The following is an 18,949-nucleotide window of genomic DNA, read 5'->3' as shown; positions in this document are numbered from 1 at the left end:
ACGCTAATGAACATGGTTCTGAACATCGCTCATCGAGGAGCTTCCGCTTATTGTCCGGAAAATACGATGGCCGCGTTCCGGCGCGCGATCGAGCTCGGCGCCACGGGAATCGAGACCGACGTGCAGATGACGTCGGACGGTCAACTGGTCCTGATCCACGACGAATCCCTGCAGCGAACGGCCGGGTCGCCCCGACTCGTGAAGGACGTGACGCTGGAGGAAGCGAAGCAGCTGGACGCCGGCTCCTGGTTCGATCCGGCTTTCGCGGGCGAGCGCATTCCGACGCTAAGCGAATTGCTCGAGCTGGTGAAGCCGCGCGAAGACGTATACGTCAACCTTGAGTTGAAAAACAGCATCGTGTCCTACCCGGGCCTCGAGGAAGCGGTCATCGAAGAGATTCGGCGCCAAGGGTTGGGCGAGCGGATCATCGTCTCCAGCTTCAACCACTATTCGCTGGTGCTGTGCAAGGAGCTGGCGCCTGAGATTCGGACCGGCGTGCTGTACGTGGAAGGGCTCTATGAGCCTTGGGAATACGCCGCGCGCATCGGAGCAAGCGCCCTTCATGCCCACCATCGGGCGGTGCTGCCGGAGTGGACGGCCCAGGCGGCGGAACGCGGCATCGTCTACAATCCGTGGACGGTGAACGAACCGGCCGAAATGAAGCGGCTGCTGGACGCCGGCGTGGCGAGCATCATCACCGATTATCCGGACCGGCTCGCGGCCTTGATCACGGAGGCGGAGGCACAAGCGAATTCCGTCAATTAAGAGGGATCGGACATGCATGCGTTACCTGTAACTTTCCAGGTGCCCTCTGTGAGGTCGAATCTGCGAATGCATGGAGGGAAGACGACAAAAAAGCAAGCTGCCGCGGCAGCTTGCTTTTTGCTTATTTTCCTTAGCCGTGCACCAAGGCCGCTCGCAACGTCGTAATCCCGTGCTCCAAGTAGCCTTTAAGGCAAGTGAGCATGTACACCCAGCCTTCCTTGTTGCCGACGATGAGCGGAATCGACGCCGCGTCCTCCGCGAAGCCTGCTTCGTTCACGTCCACGATCGTACGGTTCGCGTCCGCTTGCTCGAAGGAAATCGTCACCGTGTGCACGGTGCCGTAATCCCATTCGAAGACGATCTTCCGGTCTTGGACGATCTCTTTAATCGAGATTTCGCCTTCCGCCCCGTATTCCTCGTAGCGCAGCTTGACGGTCTTGCCCGGCTCCCAACGTTCGGAGCTGGAGGAGAACCAGAAGCCGCCGATCTTCGCGGGATCGACGAATGCCTCGAATGCTTCATGGGCCGGACGCGCGATCGTCATCTTCGTTGCGTTATTCATCGTGTTCCCTCGCTTTTTATGGTTTTAGTCGGCTTTCGGGCCGCTAGTCTCGAACCGCTGCTTGAATTCGTCGTATAGCTCTTGCCAACCATAACGGACGGCTTGGCTGCCGGCCATCGAAGGCATCGGCTTGCCGTCGAGCGTGCCCGTCAACCCTTTGAGGCATAACGTCCAGCCCGCCGCGTACGACGGAGCCATGCCGCGATCGGCGAAAAGGTGGCGAAGCACAAGCACGGTACGGCTTCCGTCCGACGCCAATTCCCACCTCAGCGTGTCGCTGCCCCATCGGAATACGAGAAGGCGGGGCGCTTCCGCAAGAAGCACTTCGCCTTGCCTCGTCGCGTCTTCTTGTTCGTGATTCACGTGGGAAAGCGCCACGGGCCCGGCCGAATCCAGATTGCGGTCAACGGCGAAAGGCGCCCAGGCGGGCAGTTGATCGGCTTCGGTCAAGGCCGCCCATACGTCTTCGATCGGATGCGCGAGCTCGCGTTCGAGCACCAACGTCCATTCTCCGTCCGCTGCCCGGTTAAGGCTGGGAAGGCGTCGTTCGTTCGCGTTCATTCGTTTGTTCCTCCTTGAGTCGTTTTTGCCGGTCCAGATGCGCTTCCAGCCGGTCAATGCGCCGGTTCCATCTGTCGCGATACGCGCTTAACCATTCGTCTACGCCTGCCAGAGGGCTTGCGTCGAGCGAGTAGATGCGGCGCTGGGCATCGGCATGGACGCGCACGAGACCGCTGTCGCGCAGCAAGCGCAGATGGCTGGAGATAAGCGGCTGGGAGACGCCGATCTCCTCGGTGAGCTGCTTCACCGTCGAGTCCGAAAGCAGCAGCCGGTCCAAGATGCGCCGGCGAGTCGGCTCGGCAATCATGGCGTATATATCTTGCAAGGTCATCACCTCTTGTCGGTCTTTAGTATAAACGATCATTTATATAAATACAAATACATATAAATGCAAACCCGATGCGGGTGTCGGCATGGAACGATCGGCAATCGGGCATAGTACCCGATAACCGGACCCAGCCGACAGTGCGGGCGGCGTACATATACATGGGCCTATACGGCAAGCGACATATAAAAACAGCGGCACCCGGACGTAGTTTCCGTCCGAAGTGCCGCTGTTTATTACATGGCCGTGAATGTTAGATCGAATCCATTATGCGCCCAGACGGCGCGCGGTGGCGTAGTTCTTCTTCCAGTAGGAGGAGTTCATGTTCGTAAACTTGACGCCGCCGGAACCGTACGTGTTCAGCATTTTACCGTTGCCGGCATAGATGCCGACATGGCCGATGAAATTGCCGCGGCTCGGTACCTTGAAGAAGACGAGGTCGCCTTTCTTCAAATTCTTTTTCGACACGTAACGGCCGACTTTTGCTTGATCGCGCGCGGTGCGGGGCAGGTTATAGCCCAGCTTCTTGAATACGCGCTTCGTGAACGACGAGCAGTCGAAGTATCTCGTCGTCGACGTGCTCACGCCGAATTTATAAGGCGTGCCCAAATAATTATCGCCGTAATTCAGAAGCTTGGATGCGGAAGACGACGACAGCGCGTGCGCTTGCGGAGCTTGTCCGAAGCCGAGTGCCGTTAAGCCGATCGTGGCGCATAATCCGACCGCGAAAATTTTATTTTTAGTTTTTTGGATATTCATGTGTAATTCACCCTCCAGTTATTAATATTTGGTTCATTTGGCCGTGTAACCACTTTACCAGATCGGGCATTTCCTAGAGGTTTCCACTGAGAGCCGAAACCCGCATGAATGAAGGGTCAGCCCGACTCTATGAGAAAGTTATGAAAAAAAATTCACTTTCCAAATTCCGTCAATGCGCGATTGCCTGGAGATGGCGCAATCGCCTTGCGTGCAGGCTAATCTAAGCAGAAAGACGTACACCGTCATTGGGTTTGGCGGATCGAGAGAAAAACAGACGGCCGTTTAACGCGCGGTCTGTTTGTCTTTTCGAGCAGGAGAGCGCATTCTTGATCGGCATGCTAAGCTCGGCATGTTTCAGAGGGAATTCGCCTTTTCGTAGCGAAGTATTCCATGAGTAAGCCGAACGCCGGCCCGCTCGCCGACTTAAAGGTGAAGAATAATGAAGAGGGGGGATTGTTCCAGGTGGCGCCTACCCGAAAGTTGATCCTGATTTCCGGTCCCGGCGGGAGCGGGAAAACTTCGCTTGCGAAACGGATCGGAGACGCATGCAGCTATACCGTCGTGAGCGAGGACGATTACTGGCGCGAATTCAAAGCGAACGATCCCCAAAACGGGCTGCGAACGCTTGAGGAAGAACGGATCATTCAAAAGCGGGTTGCGGCGGAGGTACGAAGTCTATTAGAAGAAGGAAAACGGGTCGTGCTTGAATTCATCCTGTATTGCGATCCGCCGCGACCTCTGCTTGCGTACCAAGAGGCGTTGAAGGGAACGGTCTCGGACCTGCTGGTCGTGCTGCTCCAGCCTTCCGTGGACGCCATCTTGGCGCGAAAAAAACGACGCGGCCGCGAGCAAGAACAGGATGCCGCCGCAGAAGCGGCTATCGCCCTGAGCCAGCTGAACTGTTTGGACAGCCCCCATATCAAGAAGGAATGGATTGTTCCTAACGGCGATCGCGGCATATCGGAAACGTTGGATTGGCTTGTGCGCGAGAATCCCGGGTTCTTTGCCTAAAGCAGCAGCGCCTAACGCGCCGCGCAGCGCCTCGAAGTTCTCGTGCTCTCATCCGCCATAAGCAACTAGCACCTTGGAAAACCGCGCGCCGCGCGGTTTTTTGTTCGCGATGCGAGGTGCGGAAACAAAATAGTGTTTTATTCAAGAAAGTACCTTGACAGTCATAGTAGTATGGCGTATTATGCAGATATGGAGGTGATTGGTATGAGCGAGAACAAAATCACATCCGACCTGCTTCGCGGACATACGGACACGATGATTTTACGGCTCTTGTCCGAAGCCGATCGTTACGGATACGAGATCGTCAAGCTGATCGCCGAGCGTTCCGGCGGCGAGTACGAACTGAAGGAAGCCACGATGTACTCCAGCTTCCGGCGGCTTGAAGCCGACGGCGACATCGAATGGTACTGGGGCGACGAATCGCAGGGCGGACGGCGCAAATATTTTCGGATTACCGGTAAAGGCAAAGAGACCTACGCCCGCAACAAGAGCAACTGGGAGTACGCCAAGCGCGTGTTGGAAAATTTAGTCTAGGGAGATGGATGAAGATGAACGCGAAATTGACGGAGTACCTGAACAGCGTGTTTACGCCGTACGACGGAGTCAAGAGCGTCACCGAATTGAAGGCGGACCTGCTCTCCGATCTGCAAGAACGCTATCGCGAGCTGCGAGCCGAGGGGATCGACGACGAGACGGCATTCAAGCGGACTCTCGAGAGCATCGGCGACATCGAGCAGACGATCCTGGAGGTCGCCAACCTCTCCCGCTCGCTGGAGCGGCAAGTGCTGACCAACTTCAACGGCAGCAACCTGGCGGATAGCGACTTTGCGGGCGTGACGGCTCACAAAGGACAGTTTCAAGGCAGCGCGCTGCGCGGCTCCGATTTCTCGGGCGCGGATCTGACCGGCAGCTCGTTCAAGAGCAGCGACGTCCGCGGCGCGAATTTCGACGGCGCGAACTTGACGGATTGCGTCCTGTCCTCGCTGGATCTGGTGAACGCCAGCTTCAATCAGTCGATCTTGGTCCGCACCAATTTCAGCAAATCGGGGCTGGACGGCGCCCGCTTCGCGGACGTAAGGCTGACCGACGTGACGATGTCGCTGACCGATCTCAGGAAAGCGACGTTCGAAGGCTGCGTGTTCGACGGAGTGGACTTCAAATACACGGATCTGAGCGGGCAGCGCTTCGACGGGCAGACGTTTATCGGCGTGAAGTTCGACAAAGCGGCCTTGACCGATGTTTCGTTCCATGGCGCGACTCTCAAAAACGTGTCGTTCAAGCCGGGGTTCGCGCTCACGAACAAGTACTACCGGATGATCAAAACCATTCGCTTCGACGGCGCGTCGATGGATAAACTGACCTATGCGCTGCTGAAGGGAATGGGGGCCGAATTGGCGAACGTGACGGTCATCTAGCCGCCATCGACGGGTGCGATCTCGCGTTCAGGTCCGATAAGGTACCCGGACGGATGCCGGATTAGCCTGCAATGGATTAAGCCTTTCTTCTTATTGCGCGGAGCGGCAGCAGCTGTTACCTTCTTCTGGAATGGGGAAGCGGTATGACGACGTGATTGGCAACGCCGCGCGAAGCAGGTCATGGCACGTATATCGGTCCTCATACTAATAGCGAATAGAGGGATATCGGATGCAAAAGGGACAAAGCAGCAACGGATTCACCGAAACGGGACTGCGCAGCATGCGCGCCATGCTGTCACGGCATGTCGATTCCGGCAAGATTCCCGGGCTCGTCGCCTTGGTGAGCCGGGGCGGCGAGACGCACGTCGAAGCAATCGGGACGATGCGCCATGACGGCGGCGCGCCGATGCGCCGGGACACGATCTTCCGGATGGCTTCGACGTCCAAGCCGGTGTCGGTCGCGGCGGCCATGATCCTGCTCGACGAGTGCAGGCTGAGGCTGGATGACTTGGTCGAGACTTGGCTGCCGGAGCTCGCCGACCGGCGGGTGCTGAAGCGGATCGACGGCCCGCTGGACGACACCGTGCCGGCGCGGCGGCCGATCACCGTCCGGGACGTGTTGACCTCCACGTTCGGGCTCGGCATGGACATGACTTCGCTGGGCACGCCGATCATGGGCGCGATCTTCGAGCAGGGGCTTACGCCCGATCTGCCGCAGCCGATGCCCGAGCCGGACGAGTGGATGCGCCGCTTGGGCACGCTTCCGCTGATGTACCAGCCCGGAGAACGCTGGCAGTACCACATCAGCAGCGATTTGCTCGGCGTGCTCGTCGCGAGGGTATCGGGCCAGTCGTTCGAGACGTTCCTGCGCGAGCGGCTCTTCGCCCCCTTGGGCATGAAGGATACCGGGTTCCACGTGCCCGCCGACAAGATGGACCGGCTGCCGCCCCTCTACGCCCCGGACCCGCAGACCGGAGCCTTCCACGTGTGGGACGAGGCGATCGGGGGACGACACAGCCAGCCGCCGGCATTCCAGGGCGGGGGCGGCGGTCTGGTCTCCACCGCCGACGACTTCCACGCCTACTACCGGATGCTGCTGAATCACGGGATGCACGGGAACGAGCGGATTCTATCCCGGCCGGCCGTCGAGCTGATGACGACCAACCGTCTTACGCCCGAACAGCAAGCCGCGCGAAACGCGATGGCCGCCGACAACGTCCACGTGTCGTTCGGCCAAGGGCAGCACGGCGGCTGGGGCATGGGAATGGCGGTGCGCACGTATCGCGGCGATTACGCGCCCGTCGGCCAGTTCGGCTGGGACGGCGGAAGCGGCACGTCGACCTACGCCGACCCGGTCAACCGGCTCACCGGCATCCTGCTTACGCAGGTCGGAATGTCCGTACCGGATTCGGCGCGGCTGATCCACGACTTCTGGACCACGGTCTACCAAGCCATCGAAGACTGACGCCCAAGCTGTCGCGTACCCATGTGAATCGCGTCTCGACGAGTCGATCGGAATGGCCCGGGTTGAAACCGGACGCCATGCCGGCGGCTTCGCCGAGGCGTTCTTTTTTTTAGGCCGGACTTTAAGAATTCAACCGTATTAACTTAATTAATCAATAAAATTAATATGGATATCAATATATTTGATTTTTCTTCTTTACAGCTTGAAGATATTGATTTATAATTCAATTCAAGAAAGGAGCGGAGCATGAAATATCCCATCCTCACGCAATGTCCGGTATGCGACCATCCGCTGCACGCCGTCAAGCTGGAATGCGGTCATTGCCGGACGACGATCGAGAACCGATTTGAATTATCGAAGCTGGCTCAGCTCTCGCCCGAACAGCTCCATTTCGTCATCACCTTTCTCGTGAACCGGGGCAACATCAAGGAAGTGGAGAAGGAGCTCGGCATCTCGTATCCGACGGTGCGCGGCAAGCTCAACGACATCATCGCGACCCTCGGGTACGATACGCGGAAGAAGCCGGAAGCCGACCACAAGAAGGTCCTGTCCATGCTCGACAACGGCGAGATCACGGCGGAAGAAGCGGTCAAATTATTGAAGGAAGAATAAGGAGGAGGCAGACCCGATGAAAGAAGAAATCGGCAAGGTGCTGACCATGATGCAGGAAGGCAAAATCGATTCGGACCGGGCTTCGGAGCTGATTGCCGTGCTGAAGGAGAAGCAAACGACGCCGGCATCGCATGCCGCGCAGGCGCAGGGGAGACCCGGCTATGCCGCGAGGCTGTCGTCCGCTTCCGGCGGGTACCTGAACAAAACGCTGAAAATTCGGATCGCCTCCCAAAATAACGAGACTGTCAGCGTCAATTTGCCGATGAAGCTCGTGAAGGCCGTGCTCGGAGCGGGGCACAGCATCGCGTCGAATATTCCGCAGGCCGCGAAGTACGTGAAGGACATCGACATCAACCTGCTGATCGATGCCATCGAGAACGAGCTCGACGGGCAAATCATCGACGTCCGCTCCGGCGAGGAGACCGTCTCCGTCGTCATTGAGTGACCGGGCATGATGATCGTAAGGGTCAAAAGCAAAGAACGGGCGTTCACGATTCCGGTTCCGTATCTCGTGCTGCGCCTGGGGAGCGGCATCCTGACTTCCGCGATCGTCCAGCGTAAAATGAAGGATTGGCTGAGCAAGGACGGCGGACGCGAAGGCGCGGCGGACGGCAGCCGATCGGGGGTTCGATCGGCGCAATCGATTCTAACCGACCGAAGCACGAAGCGAGCGATCCGGCTGCTGATCGGGGAGCTGCAGCGGTGCAAAGGGACGGTATTGGTCGATGTTCAGGCCGAGGACGGCACGGAAGTGTCGATTCGACTGTAGACGAAGCGGTATCGAAATGCGCGGCCGGTCCAACCGGCGGAATCCAGGCCTCACCGAAGGAAACCAACTATCGTTCTCGCGATGGCTGGTTTTTTTGTTTGGTCTTGTTCAGGCGCAGAGATGCGGCGAGCGGGGAATATTCGTTCCATGGAAAGGGGAATCTGGAGGTGGCAGCGCGGCGCCGAAAGAAGAACGGGCGCCGCGATCTCGAATACCTAACGAAGGCGGTAGCTAAGCTGAACATACGATGAGGGACAGGGGCGGAAACGATGGTCAAAGGTTTCGGAGGCATTTTCTGGCGAACGAAAAATCTCGAAGCGACAAAAAAATGGTATAACGACGCGCTGGGGCTTGACATTAACGATTGGAACCTAACGATGATAAAAGCCCAAGAAGGAACCGAGACGATCTTTTCGCTGTTCGCCGAGGAGAACGATTATTTTCCGACCGATCAACAAGCGATGCTGAATTTTCAAGTCGATGATCTCGACGCGCTGATCGAGCATCTCGAGCAACTCGGCGTTCCGCTTGCAAAGCCGAAAGAGAGCAGCGAATATGACCATTTCGCTTGGATCCGGGATCTTGACGGCCGGCTGATCGAGCTCTGGGAGAAATAACCCCTCCGCGCTTCGAACCGCTCGTTCTGGCAGCCCGAACGGCATGCGCAAAAGCTTTGCGACGCTCGGATTCCCGAGCGCCGTAAGGCTTTTTTTCGATCGGCGGATACTGTTGTTGAATCATGGTAAAATCATCCATCGGCCCGAAAACCAGAACAAAACGAAACGATTCGCGTCTATAGAGTATCTCGGTTGGAAAGGGTGTCCAAAACATGCAACAAAGCACAATCAAATCCGCAGCATTCGCGTTGCTGGTCTTGACGATGACGACGGTCCAAACCCATCGCGCCCATGCGGAGCCGGAACAGCCGCCGTCCTTGCTGCTGGATGGCCGTCCGCTGGCGTTCGCCGCGCAGCCCGTGATCGAGAACGGGGTCAGTTACGTGCCCGTGCGTCCGATTTTCGAGGCGGAAGGGGCCAAGGTAAGCTGGGACGAGCAGACGCGATCGGTCACGGCGACGAAAGCCGATACGCTCATTACCTATCGGCTGGGCGACAGCCTGGCTTACAAAAACGGGGAGAAGCAGCCGCTTGCCGCCCCGGGGAAGCTGATTAACGGCTTCTCGATGGTACCGCTGCGCTTCGTAAGCGAACTCCTGGGCAATGTCGTCCAATGGCATGCTTACGACCGGTCCATCAGCATCTCGTCCGTTCATACGTTCGAAACCGAAATTACATACGGCGTTAACCTCCGAAGCGAGCCGGGCTCGGAAACGGATGCTTCCGTCGTCCGGATGCTGCCGAAAGGACAGCGGATCCATGTCATTCGCGACGTCGACGCGAAGTGGCTCGAAGTGCAGACGGAGGACGGAAAGATCGGCTTCATGTCGGCCAAGCCGAAGTATTCGGATTACGCGAGCCCGGAACTCACGTTGAAGCAGGCGGATGCGCTCATCGCCTTCGGCTCGTCGTTCATCGGGACGCATTACGAATTCGGCGCGGCGACCGATCAAACGGATGCCTTCGATTGTTCCTCGTTCGTGAAGCGCGTGTTCGGCGAAGTGCTCGGAATCGAGCTGCCGCGCATCTCGTACGACCAGGCGAAGGAAGGCCAAGAGGTCAAGCTCGCGGACCTGCGGAAGGGCGATTTGCTGTTTTTCGGCGCGAGAGGGCTCGATATCGGCCACGTCGGCATCTATGCCGGGGACGGCAAAATCCTGCATACCTATTCGGACAAGCTCGGGGTTCATATCGAGGCGTTCGACGGGCAGTGGAAGGACCGGTTCGTGACGGCCCGGAGGGTGTTCTGAAGGAGTTCTAAGGCGGCTGTGCGAAGCTCTAAAGCGGCACGACGACGAAGGCTGGCGCATGCGCCAGCCTTCGTCGTCGTATGTTGCATGCCGATGACGCCATCTCTTCCGGCGATTATGCCTCGGGGAGCGCCGTCTTCGGTTCTTTCCGCGCGTTCCGCGAGAGGCCGCTGCGAATCAAATAAAGGACAAACAGCAGCGGGATATAGGCATAAATGAAGTAGAACCCGATATGGACCGCTTGCATCCCCAACCAGTGAACCTTGATGCGATCGTCGAACGGAATAGCGGCCAGGAACATGACGAGCAGGATGAGGAGCAGCGACCAGGTGGGTTTAAGCTTCGTCGTTCGTTTGATGATTCGCGTGCAGCTCCAGATCGAGAGGCAGAGCACGGGGATAATGATCACCAGCCACATGCAGATAAAAATAAACTCGATCCGTTCAATAAAGGAAAACTCGATGACCTTCAGCATGACAAAGGTCGGCCAGAAGGTATGTTGGATCAGTCCCTCGCTAAAATACATGAAGGTGATGAACATGAGAGCGGAATATTTGAACGTGGCGAATAACAATCCGAAATGGGCCCATTTCGCATTGTTCTCCGGAGCCTTGATAAACGGATAATAAAGCAGTACGCTCTCGAACCCCATAAAGAAGATGCCCGAGAATCTCGACGACGCGAACAGGTCCCGAACGGAGTGATTAACCATGGGCACTAGATTGCTCGCATGACCGTATTTGAGGTTGAAGTACAAGAACAACGGCAGCAGACTGGAGAACAGGAACCCGAAGAAACAATAGCCGACGATCACCCGAAATCCGCCGGAAACGGCGTAATAAAGGATGCAGACGAGAATGCAGACCAGCACCCATGTCTTGAAGTGGGGGAACATCCAAATTTGGATGATCTCGATATAGCTGCGCAACGTCGTCAAGGCGAGCAAAAAAAAGTAACCGACCAAAATGAGAGAAACGATGCTGCCCAGGGATTTGCCGAAAAGGAAGCGATGCAAGTCGATGACATCCTTGGCCGGATTGCCGAGCATCTTGAAAATCATCCCAATGATGAGATGAAGGCTTAATCCCGTTAGCAGCACCACGATCCAAGTATCGTAGCCGGATAGATCAAGCATGAAATGTTGAAAACTCAAGGCGCCTGCCCCGACAAAAGACGCATGGATGAGGAAAAACACGAAAAAGCCGGAGACCTTGTAGCTTTCCTTGACCATGTTCCGCACTAATGCCCCACTCCCAACAATTCGATCTTCGCTTCCGTCCGTACATCGAGTTTGAGCTTCGGATAAAGACGAGCATAAAACGCCTGCTCGTTCCAATCCCTGTGGCAGGACCGATAAAGATTGCCGATCCCGATCGGATCGACTTGGTTCGTTTGGAATTCTTCCAGCATGGCTTTTAGTTCAGCCGTCAAGCGACGTTCGATCTGTTCCTTGACTTCGAGCATGTCGCGGTCGACTAAAGCAACGTTCAAATCCGGGGAATAATCGCCAAGGTCGATAACGACCTTCATAGAAATGGAAGCCGTGTCGTCATGGAAGGCGATTCTGTGTGTCGAGTTAATGATTTTAAAGGAAATCAGCTTGTTCCGATCGTTTCTGAAGTTGTATCTGCTCGTGTGGATCTGGACGTTATCTTCTTTTAGAAGCTTGATGAACAACGCTTGTTCATTTTTCAGCGACAGCGCTAATTTGTCGCCGTGAAACACGCCTACGCCGTCCATTCGCAAAGCGCCTTTGTCGTCTTTGACCAAAATCGGCAAAAAAACGTCTTGTCCCGCCCCAAAGTATTGGTCTAGAAATAAATGGCCATTCGTGAACGGCGTATTCTCATGCGTCATATTTTGTCGGATCAGGTTGGGCAAGTAGGCAGGCGGATAGTTTAACGACGCGGTTAAGATATCGCTCGCCCGACCGGGCGTCAGCACGATCGTAACGCGATTGCTGATAAGGGGATCCCGCACGATGCCGCCGGCCAGCAAGGATACGCCTTGCTTGGCTAATTTTTCATTAATGACCACCGTCTGCAATTGACCGCTTGCAATGGGGTGGTCCGTTTGCAAGGCGAACGGCGTGAACGCATCGCCAAACGATTTCACGTCGCCTTCCAGCAGCGTCAATCTCGCTTTCTTTTCGTACGCCAGATAAGTCGCGCTCACCTTGATCGCATCGCCGTGCGGGTCGTTGCCGATGCTTTGGATCAGCTTAACCCGATCGACGATCTGTTGTTCCGCGCATCCGGATAAGACGAAGCAGCAGAAGAGAAGCGGGATGTATCGATTCATGGCGCAAGTTCCCTTACTTGGTTTTTTTTTTTATTCGCGATTGTAGTCATCGTTGCGTTCCTTCGGCTTCGGGACCTTATAACGATGCAATTTAAGCGGACGCAGATAGAGAGGGCGATTGCTCGTCAGGCTGAACGACGATCGGATAAAACTGTCCGCATAATTTCGGATCCGGAACGGGAACAAGGGAACGAGATAAGGCGTGCCCAACGACTTTAACCGCAGCAAGTGGCCGATCAGAAGCAGAAACCCGATCGTAATGCCTAACCCGCCCCAGGCAGCCGCCAACGCGATGAACGGAAACCGCAGAAAACGAATCGTGTTCGCCATTTTGAAATTGGGGGTGGCAAAGGAAGACAGGGCGGAAAGGGAGACGACGATGATTAAGATATTGCTGGTGAGACCTGCTTGCACGGCTGCCGTTCCGAGAACGACGCCGCCCACGATCCCGAGCGTTTGTCCGACTTTGGTCGGCAGCCGGGCCCCGGCTTCCCGCAGCATATCGACCGTGATCTCCAGAAGCAGCACTTCAATGATCGGCGGAAAAGGCACGTTTGCCCGGGATTCGATAATGGGGCCAAGCAGCGGCTGCGGGATGACGGAATAATGAAAGGTCAGCACGGCTACATAGAAGGGAGAGGCAAGAATCGAGAAGGCGACGCCAAAGTAACGGATGCAGCGAAAGAAGGAAGCCAAAATCCAAGGCAAATAATAATCCTCGGGCGAAGCGAAAAAATCGAACACGGTGGTCGGTCCGGTGATGACATAGGGCGACCCGCTGCTCAATACGGCCACTTGACCGCTAAGAAGACTGAATTTGGCTCGATCCACGCGTTCCGTCGACATAAAGAGAGGAAACGGCGAATTCGCGTTATCCGAGATGACTTGATCAATGATGGAGCTATCGAACACCACGTCGAACTCGGCGTCTTCGATTCGCTGCCGGACGGTATCGACATGCTCGGGGTTGCAGATTCCGTCTATGAAAGCAATGATCACTCTCGTTTGCGATAGCGAACCTTTGCTGTACGCCTCGAAGCGCAGATGTTCGGTAAGCAGCTCTTTGCGCAGTAAATTCAAGTTGGTATCGAGGTCTTCGACGAATCCGGCTTTCGGGCCGATGACGCTGTATTCATTGTCCGCTTCGTTATTGCTCCGGTACCCGCGCTGCAGATCCGCAACGTCGATCAAGAGCCCTTCATGGAAATCAGGCTCCAGCTGAACGTACACGGAGCCTCGGATCAATCGCTGCACGATCTCGCCGACATCGGACGATACGTTGATCTTTTCCAGCGGGATCAAACGTTGGATCGCAAGCAAATCGTCGAGCTCCGCATCCGCGGCTTGAATCCGGTGCAGGACTTCGCGCTGAATCAGCTGCTGGTCCACAATGGTTTTCAAGTAGGTGAAGTGAACGCGTTTGGCTTGAATCGTATGCGCGGATTGTTCGAAATCAGTCGAATTGAGGGTATCCTTCAAGTCTGCGTAGACATTATCCGGCATCAGATACACACCTCTCCATCTTAGCTGCACGTTAGTATGCGTCGGAGCAAGGAATATGATTCCAATCGGTCTTCGTTCGGAACGCTGCCGGACGTAGGCATGCAAAATCGGCCTTCGTTAATAAATCTTTAAGCTTTTCAACCGGTTTCTCTTCATTTCTTCGCTTTAACCTAAAGCCAGAAGGAACGGGGAGGAAACATGAGGTGAAAAAGCGGTTAGTATGGCTTGCGGCAATGCTGCTGTTGGCTGGCGTGGTCTACGCGCGGTTCAAGGCGCAAGCGGACCGGGGAGCGCCGGCGGAACCGGCCGCGAGCGGGACCTTTACGGAAACGGCAGCGCCGGCACCGGCGAATCATGCGCCAAGCAGCGAGCTCGCGATTCGGGTCGCGGCCGATCAGGTGCATAACGGGACTTTGCTTCTCGTGAACGAGACCCTCGCGGTGCCGCCTAACGACGCGGACGCCGAGGCGGTTAATTTGTTCCAGCACCGGGAGTTGGTGAACGGCTTCGGCCTCCTGGACAACCAGATCCGGCTATCGCCCGCGATGACGGCCAAATTCGCCGCGATGATCAAGGAGGCCGCGAAAGACGGCGTCGATCATTTTCTGATCAGCAGCGGGTACCGCAACGACGAGGAGCAAGAAGCGCTCTACGAACAATTGGGACCGGACATCGCGGCGGTTCCCGGACATAGCGAGCATAGCTTGGGACTGGCGCTGGATATCGGCTCGACGAAGGCCCAGATGAAAGACGCCCCGGAAGGGAAATGGCTGAAGGCGAACGCGTGGAAGTACGGGTTCATCGCGCGCTATCCGGAGGATAAGACGGAGGTGACCGGCGTCATGGACGAGCCTTGGCATTTCCGGTACGTCGGGCTGCCGCACAGCGCGATCATGCACGACAATCACTGGGCGTTCGAGGAATACCTCGATGCGTTGAAAGCGCGCCGATCCATGACGGAGACCGTCGGAGACGACGCGTACGCCGTGTATTATTATCCGGTCTCGTCCGATACGACGCTTCACGTGCCCGCGACCGGCAGCTACGAGCTGTCGGGTAATAATACGGACGGCGTCATCGTCACCGTCATGAAATCTTGAACCGTTAGGGCAAGCCAAGCCATGAACCGGATACTCCTACGCGAAAGAAGCCGATCGAATCGATCGGCTTCTTTCGTTCATCGCGGATATCGGGCAAGCCGCGCGGGCGATACGACCAGGCCGTGCTGATCCTGGAACGGGTCACCCATGCGTCTTGGGCGTCGGCGGCAGGACGTTCTTCGAACGGCGGTTGTCCACCCGCAGCCTGCGCTGCAGGAAGCCGAGGACGATGTCGGCCGCGATCGCCAGCAGCGCCGCGGGAATCGCGCCGGAGAAGATGCGCAGCGAGTTGCCGTTGTTGATGCCCGCGTAGATTTCCCGGCCCAGGCCGCTGCCGCCGACGAGCGGGGCGATCGTAGCGACGCCGATGGCGATGACGGCGGAGATCCGAAGTCCGGTCATGATGTAGGTCAGCGCGAGCGGGAAGCGGACGCGGAACAGGATTTGCATCGTGCTCATGCCGACGCCGCGTCCCGCCTCCACGTAGCTCGGATCGATCTGCTGCAGCCCGATGTACGTGTTCCGCACGATGGGGTTCAGCGAGTAGAGAAACAATCCGACCGTCACCGTCGTCGACCCCAGACCCATGATCAACAGCAGCAGGACCAGCATGGCCAAGCTCGGCACGACCTGTAAAATATTCATGATGGCGAGAATGATCCGGGCGAGGGCGCGGTTTCGCGTGCAGATCGCGCCCAGCGGCACGCCGACGAGGAAGGCGAAGCCGACGCCCGTCAGCACCATCAGGATATGCCGGTACAGATAGCCCAGCAGCAGATCGTAGTTCCGCTGCACGTAGTCGATGAAATCCCAAAAGGTAAGATGTGGTTCAACCATTCGCAATCCTCCTATGATTTAAGCAAGCCGACCCGCTTCAAGTAGGCGAGGGCGACTTCGCGTTCGCTTTTTTTGCCGATGTCGACTTCGTAATTCAGGTCGATCATCGTCTGCGCGTCGATCTTCCCGATCAGCTCCGAGACGGCTTCCGCCACGCCGGGATACTTCCGGAGGGCATCGTTGCGAATGACCGGCGAAGCGTCGTAAGGCGGGAAGAAATGCTTGTCGTCCGCCAGCGTCTTCAACTGATACGCCTTGAGCCGCGCGTCGGTGGAGTAGGCGAGGACGATGTCGACTTGATTTTGGGCGACGGCGTTGTAGACGAGGCTTAATTCCATCGGGAACGTCTTGCCGAACGTAATGCCGTAATACTTGGCGAAGGCCGGATACCCGTCGGAAGCCCGTTCAAGCCACGACGTGTCGACCCCGAGCCGCATGTTCGGCGCATCGGCCGCGATATCGGAGATCTTCTCGTAGCCCTTGGCTTTGGCCAGATCGGCCCGCACGGTGAAGGCATAGGTATTCTCGAAGCCGAGCGGATCCATCCAATCGAGATCGTAATATTTCTTGAACCCGGCCTGCGCCTGCTCGAGCACCTTCCGGCGATCCTTGGTCTCCTGAATCGGAAAATGGTTATTGAAGATCTCGCCGGAGTAGAGCGTTCCCATCTGCAGGTCGTTACGCTTGATCGCTTGCAGCACGACCGGGCTCGACGCGAGGTCCGGAATGATCTCCGCACTGACGTCCGTCCGGTCTTCGATGAGCGCTTTGTACATTTCGGCTAATATTTTGGTTTCGGTGAACGTCTGCGCGCCTATGATGAAGGTATTTCCCGTGCCGCAGGCGGCGAGCGCCAGCATCATCGCGCACAAGCCGAGCACCGCTATCGTCTTGGTCAGCTTCGCAATCATCGTGTTCTCCATTCAACCTCCACTATATCGTCATTCGTTTCGCGCCGCCGCCGAACCGCCCCGTCAGCCACTTCTCGAGCATGCCGAGCAGCACGTCCACGAGCAGCGCGAGCAGAATCGAGCCCAAGGCGCCCGTCACGATCAGCTCGGGTTTGTTGACCGCCATCCCCGACACGATCAGCTGGCCTAAGCCGCCGGCGCCGATCAGGGTCGCCAGCGTCGCCCAGCTGATGATGTACACCATCGTGACCCGGATGCCCGACATGATGTAGGGCAACGACAACGGCAGCTGGATGAGCAGAATGCGCTGCATCGTCCCGTAGCCCATGCCCCTGGCCGATTCCAGCACGTTGCGGTCGACGGAATCGAAGCCGTCGTACGTATTGCGGAGAATCGGCATGATGGTATACAGCAGCAGCGCGACGACCGCCGGCTTCGTGCCGATCCCCATGAGCGGGATCAAGACGGCCAGGAGCGCCAGGCTCGGCACGGTCTGCAGCAGGTTGGCCACGAAGAAGACGCTGCCGTTGATCCACCGGATCTGGTTGTACACGAGCGCGATGCCAAGCGGCACGGCCAATAAGGTGCCGAGCACGATCGCCGTGAGCGAGATGGCCAAATGCTGGCCCAACGCCTGCAGGATGTCGGCGTAGCGTTCCTGCAAGAACGACCAATAGGTCTGCATCCGTTACGCCTCCTCTTCCGGAGCGGGGAAGATCTCCGCCAGATGGCGCACGATGCTGCCCCGCGTGATCAGCCCGACGAGCCGTTCCTGGTCGTCGATGACGGCGAGATTGGACAGCTGGCTGTGGCTCATCATCTCCACCGATTCGGACAGGAGGGAGCCGCTGCGCACGGAATATTGGACGGGCTTCATGACGTCGGCCACCGTAATATTCTCCTCCCCGTAATGCTCCAGGACGTTATAGATCGACACGACGCCTTTGAGATGCCTCCGCCGGTCGATGATGAACAGCATATCGACCTTGCGCCGCTCCATGATGGAGATGGCTTCGGCCAACCCCTTGTTGGGGTACGCGGTTACGGGCTGGTTCACCATGACCTCGTTGACGGTCGGACTCTCGTAGACGTGATCCTCTTGCCGCAGCCGCTTCTGACCGATGAAGGACTCCACGAATTCGTTGGCGGGATACCGCAGGATCCGCTCCGGCGTATCGCTCTGCACGACTTCGCCGCTCTTCATGAGGACGATGCGGTCCGCGATCTTGAGCGCTTCGTCCATATCGTGCGTGACGAAAATAATGGTCTTGTGCAGCTCCTGCTGCAGCCGGACGATCTCGTCCTGCAGCTGCTCGCGGCTGATCGGGTCGAGCGCGCTGAACGGCTCGTCCATCAAAATGATGTCCGGGTCCGCCGCGAACGCGCGAATGACCCCGATGCGCTGCTGCTGGCCGCCGCTGAGCTCGGAGGGATAGCGGTCGCGGTACGTGGACGGCTCCAGCCCGACCAGCTTGAGCAGTTCGTCGACGCGCTGCTCGATACGGTCGGCCGGCCATTTCTTCAACCGGGGCACGACGCCTACGTTACGCCCGATCGTCATATGGGGGAATAACCCGATGCTTTGAATGACGTAGCCGATTCCGCGGCGGAGCTCGACCGGATCGATCTCGCGCGTATCTTTGCCGTCGATCAGAATCGAGCCGCTCGTCGGCGTGACGAGATGGTTGATCATTTTCATCGTCGTCGATTTTCCGCAGCCGCTCGGGCCGATCAGCACCGTAAGCTCGCCTTGTTTGAATTCGAGATTGATATTTTTTAACGCTTGATAGCCGTCCGGGTAAACCTTGTTGACGTTGTTCATGACAATCATGCAGGTATCCATCCTTTTCGACATACTATTTCCAAAGTGCTCGTTTTCATCCAAGCGAAACGAATGGAAATTGGTTTTTTGGCAGGGGCGTGGCAATCTTTTTGTGTTAACCACATGACGACGTCGTTCAAACATGGTAAATACAGGATGCTAACCGAATCGGTAGGGGAACCGAACGCAAATCGACAACGTTGGGGTGGCCGAATGTCATCAATATGTACCGCGACGAGGACCGGCAGGCGCTGACGCGTAACGGTCTCGCCAAGCTGGATAAATTCGCGGACGGAGCGTAATCGGCGAGGGCTTGAAAGAATCCGGACAGCCGGGGCTGGTTCGCGGCAAGGACGTATCGCGA

Annotated in this window: 22 protein-coding genes; 11 read left to right on the top strand and 11 right to left on the bottom strand. The window is 57.1% G+C overall.

Annotated features, from left to right (window positions below; genetic code table 11):
- Window positions 1–6: 6 nt before the first annotated feature.
- A complete protein-coding gene (locus BMZ79_RS04995; RefSeq protein ID WP_090638679.1) occupies window positions 7–765 on the top strand; it encodes a glycerophosphodiester phosphodiesterase in 759 nt (252 codons plus the stop codon).
- Between the two features lie 130 nt (window positions 766–895).
- Here the strand turns inward: BMZ79_RS04995 and BMZ79_RS04990 are convergent, their stop codons facing one another.
- The 4 genes from BMZ79_RS04990 to BMZ79_RS04975 all read right to left on the bottom strand — a co-directional run bounded on the left by BMZ79_RS04990 (window position 896) and on the right by BMZ79_RS04975 (window position 2,972).
- Window positions 896–1,327 carry an SRPBCC family protein gene (locus tag BMZ79_RS04990; RefSeq protein WP_090637217.1) on the bottom strand — a complete coding sequence of 144 codons (432 nt, stop codon included), beginning with the start codon at window positions 1,325–1,327 and terminating at the stop codon, window positions 896–898.
- 24 nt (window positions 1,328–1,351) lie between these two features.
- Entirely contained in the window at window positions 1,352–1,888 is a 537-nt protein-coding gene (locus BMZ79_RS04985; protein ID WP_090637215.1) for an SRPBCC family protein, read from the bottom strand.
- Window positions 1,854–2,252 carry an ArsR/SmtB family transcription factor gene (locus BMZ79_RS04980; protein WP_218154658.1) on the bottom strand — a complete coding sequence of 133 codons (399 nt, stop codon included), beginning with the start codon at window positions 2,250–2,252 and terminating at the stop codon, window positions 1,854–1,856. The genes BMZ79_RS04985 and BMZ79_RS04980 overlap by 35 nt, the downstream gene beginning before the upstream one ends.
- A 228-nt stretch (window positions 2,253–2,480) precedes the next feature.
- Entirely contained in the window at window positions 2,481–2,972 is a 492-nt protein-coding gene (locus BMZ79_RS04975; RefSeq protein WP_090637211.1) for a C40 family peptidase, read from the bottom strand.
- 390 nt (window positions 2,973–3,362) lie between these two features.
- Between BMZ79_RS04975 and BMZ79_RS04970 the strand changes: the two genes are divergently transcribed.
- From BMZ79_RS04970 to BMZ79_RS04930, 9 genes are all read left to right on the top strand, one after another.
- The gene (locus BMZ79_RS04970) at window positions 3,363–3,983 is read left to right on the top strand and encodes an AAA family ATPase (protein WP_090637209.1); all 621 of its coding nucleotides are present in this window, start codon (window positions 3,363–3,365) and stop codon (window positions 3,981–3,983) included.
- Window positions 3,984–4,187: 204 nt separating this feature from the next.
- The gene (locus BMZ79_RS04965; protein WP_090637207.1) at window positions 4,188–4,517 is read left to right on the top strand and encodes a PadR family transcriptional regulator; all 330 of its coding nucleotides are present in this window, start codon (window positions 4,188–4,190) and stop codon (window positions 4,515–4,517) included.
- A 14-nt stretch (window positions 4,518–4,531) separates the two neighbouring features.
- Window positions 4,532–5,398, top strand: a complete 867-nt coding sequence (locus tag BMZ79_RS04960; RefSeq protein WP_090637205.1) for a pentapeptide repeat-containing protein — start codon at window positions 4,532–4,534, stop codon at window positions 5,396–5,398.
- Between the two features lie 229 nt (window positions 5,399–5,627).
- Window positions 5,628–6,863, top strand: a complete 1,236-nt coding sequence (locus BMZ79_RS04955) for a serine hydrolase domain-containing protein (protein ID WP_090637203.1) — start codon at window positions 5,628–5,630, stop codon at window positions 6,861–6,863.
- Between the two features lie 246 nt (window positions 6,864–7,109).
- The gene (locus tag BMZ79_RS04950; RefSeq protein WP_090637201.1) at window positions 7,110–7,475 is read left to right on the top strand and encodes a DUF2089 domain-containing protein; all 366 of its coding nucleotides are present in this window, start codon (window positions 7,110–7,112) and stop codon (window positions 7,473–7,475) included.
- A 16-nt stretch (window positions 7,476–7,491) separates the two neighbouring features.
- Window positions 7,492–7,920, top strand: a complete 429-nt coding sequence (locus BMZ79_RS04945) for a hypothetical protein (RefSeq protein ID WP_090637199.1) — start codon at window positions 7,492–7,494, stop codon at window positions 7,918–7,920.
- A gap of 6 nt (window positions 7,921–7,926) precedes the next feature.
- Window positions 7,927–8,244: a hypothetical protein gene (locus BMZ79_RS04940; protein ID WP_090637197.1), complete on the top strand. Its 318-nt coding sequence runs from the start codon at window positions 7,927–7,929 to the stop codon at window positions 8,242–8,244.
- Between the two features lie 269 nt (window positions 8,245–8,513).
- The gene (locus BMZ79_RS04935) at window positions 8,514–8,861 is read left to right on the top strand and encodes a VOC family protein (RefSeq protein WP_090637195.1); all 348 of its coding nucleotides are present in this window, start codon (window positions 8,514–8,516) and stop codon (window positions 8,859–8,861) included.
- 212 nt (window positions 8,862–9,073) lie between these two features.
- Window positions 9,074–10,111, top strand: a complete 1,038-nt coding sequence (locus BMZ79_RS04930; protein ID WP_090637192.1) for a stalk domain-containing protein — start codon at window positions 9,074–9,076, stop codon at window positions 10,109–10,111.
- A 115-nt stretch (window positions 10,112–10,226) separates the two neighbouring features.
- On the opposite strand, the gene BMZ79_RS04925 is transcribed toward BMZ79_RS04930, so the two are convergent.
- The 3 genes from BMZ79_RS04925 to BMZ79_RS04915 are packed head-to-tail and all read right to left on the bottom strand — an operon-like array spanning window position 10,227 to window position 13,891.
- Window positions 10,227–11,342, bottom strand: a complete 1,116-nt coding sequence (locus BMZ79_RS04925; protein ID WP_256252606.1) for a GerAB/ArcD/ProY family transporter — start codon at window positions 11,340–11,342, stop codon at window positions 10,227–10,229.
- An 8-nt stretch (window positions 11,343–11,350) separates the two neighbouring features.
- On the bottom strand, window positions 11,351–12,412 hold the full coding sequence (locus BMZ79_RS04920; RefSeq protein WP_090637189.1) for a Ger(x)C family spore germination protein: 1,062 nt from the start codon (window positions 12,410–12,412) through the stop codon (window positions 11,351–11,353).
- A gap of 30 nt (window positions 12,413–12,442) precedes the next feature.
- Window positions 12,443–13,891, bottom strand: a complete 1,449-nt coding sequence (locus BMZ79_RS04915) for a spore germination protein (RefSeq protein WP_256252566.1) — start codon at window positions 13,889–13,891, stop codon at window positions 12,443–12,445.
- A 227-nt stretch (window positions 13,892–14,118) separates the two neighbouring features.
- On the opposite strand from BMZ79_RS04915, the gene BMZ79_RS04910 reads away from it, so the two are divergent.
- Entirely contained in the window at window positions 14,119–15,015 is an 897-nt protein-coding gene (locus BMZ79_RS04910) for a M15 family metallopeptidase (RefSeq protein ID WP_090637186.1), read from the top strand.
- Between the two features lie 141 nt (window positions 15,016–15,156).
- Here the strand turns inward: BMZ79_RS04910 and BMZ79_RS04905 are convergent, their stop codons facing one another.
- The 4 genes from BMZ79_RS04905 to BMZ79_RS04890 are packed head-to-tail and all read right to left on the bottom strand — an operon-like array spanning window position 15,157 to window position 18,594.
- Complete coding sequence (locus BMZ79_RS04905; protein ID WP_090637184.1) at window positions 15,157–15,852, bottom strand: ABC transporter permease; 696 nt, start codon at window positions 15,850–15,852, stop codon at window positions 15,157–15,159.
- A gap of 11 nt (window positions 15,853–15,863) precedes the next feature.
- On the bottom strand, window positions 15,864–16,775 hold the full coding sequence (locus BMZ79_RS04900) for a glycine betaine ABC transporter substrate-binding protein (RefSeq protein WP_256252565.1): 912 nt from the start codon (window positions 16,773–16,775) through the stop codon (window positions 15,864–15,866).
- A gap of 10 nt (window positions 16,776–16,785) precedes the next feature.
- Complete coding sequence (locus BMZ79_RS04895) at window positions 16,786–17,448, bottom strand: ABC transporter permease (RefSeq protein WP_090637183.1); 663 nt, start codon at window positions 17,446–17,448, stop codon at window positions 16,786–16,788.
- 3 nt (window positions 17,449–17,451) lie between these two features.
- Window positions 17,452–18,594, bottom strand: coding sequence for an ABC transporter ATP-binding protein (locus BMZ79_RS04890; RefSeq protein ID WP_090637181.1), 1,143 nt, complete (start codon window positions 18,592–18,594; stop codon window positions 17,452–17,454).
- Window positions 18,595–18,949 lie beyond the last annotated feature (355 nt).

The sequence above is a fragment of the Paenibacillus sp. UNC496MF genome (genome assembly GCF_900113915.1).
Classification (GTDB): Bacteria; Bacillota; Bacilli; order Paenibacillales; family Paenibacillaceae; genus Paenibacillus_Z; species Paenibacillus_Z artemisiicola.
Note: the sequence above shows the minus strand (reverse complement) of the source record. Positions and strands in the feature narration are given on the sequence as shown.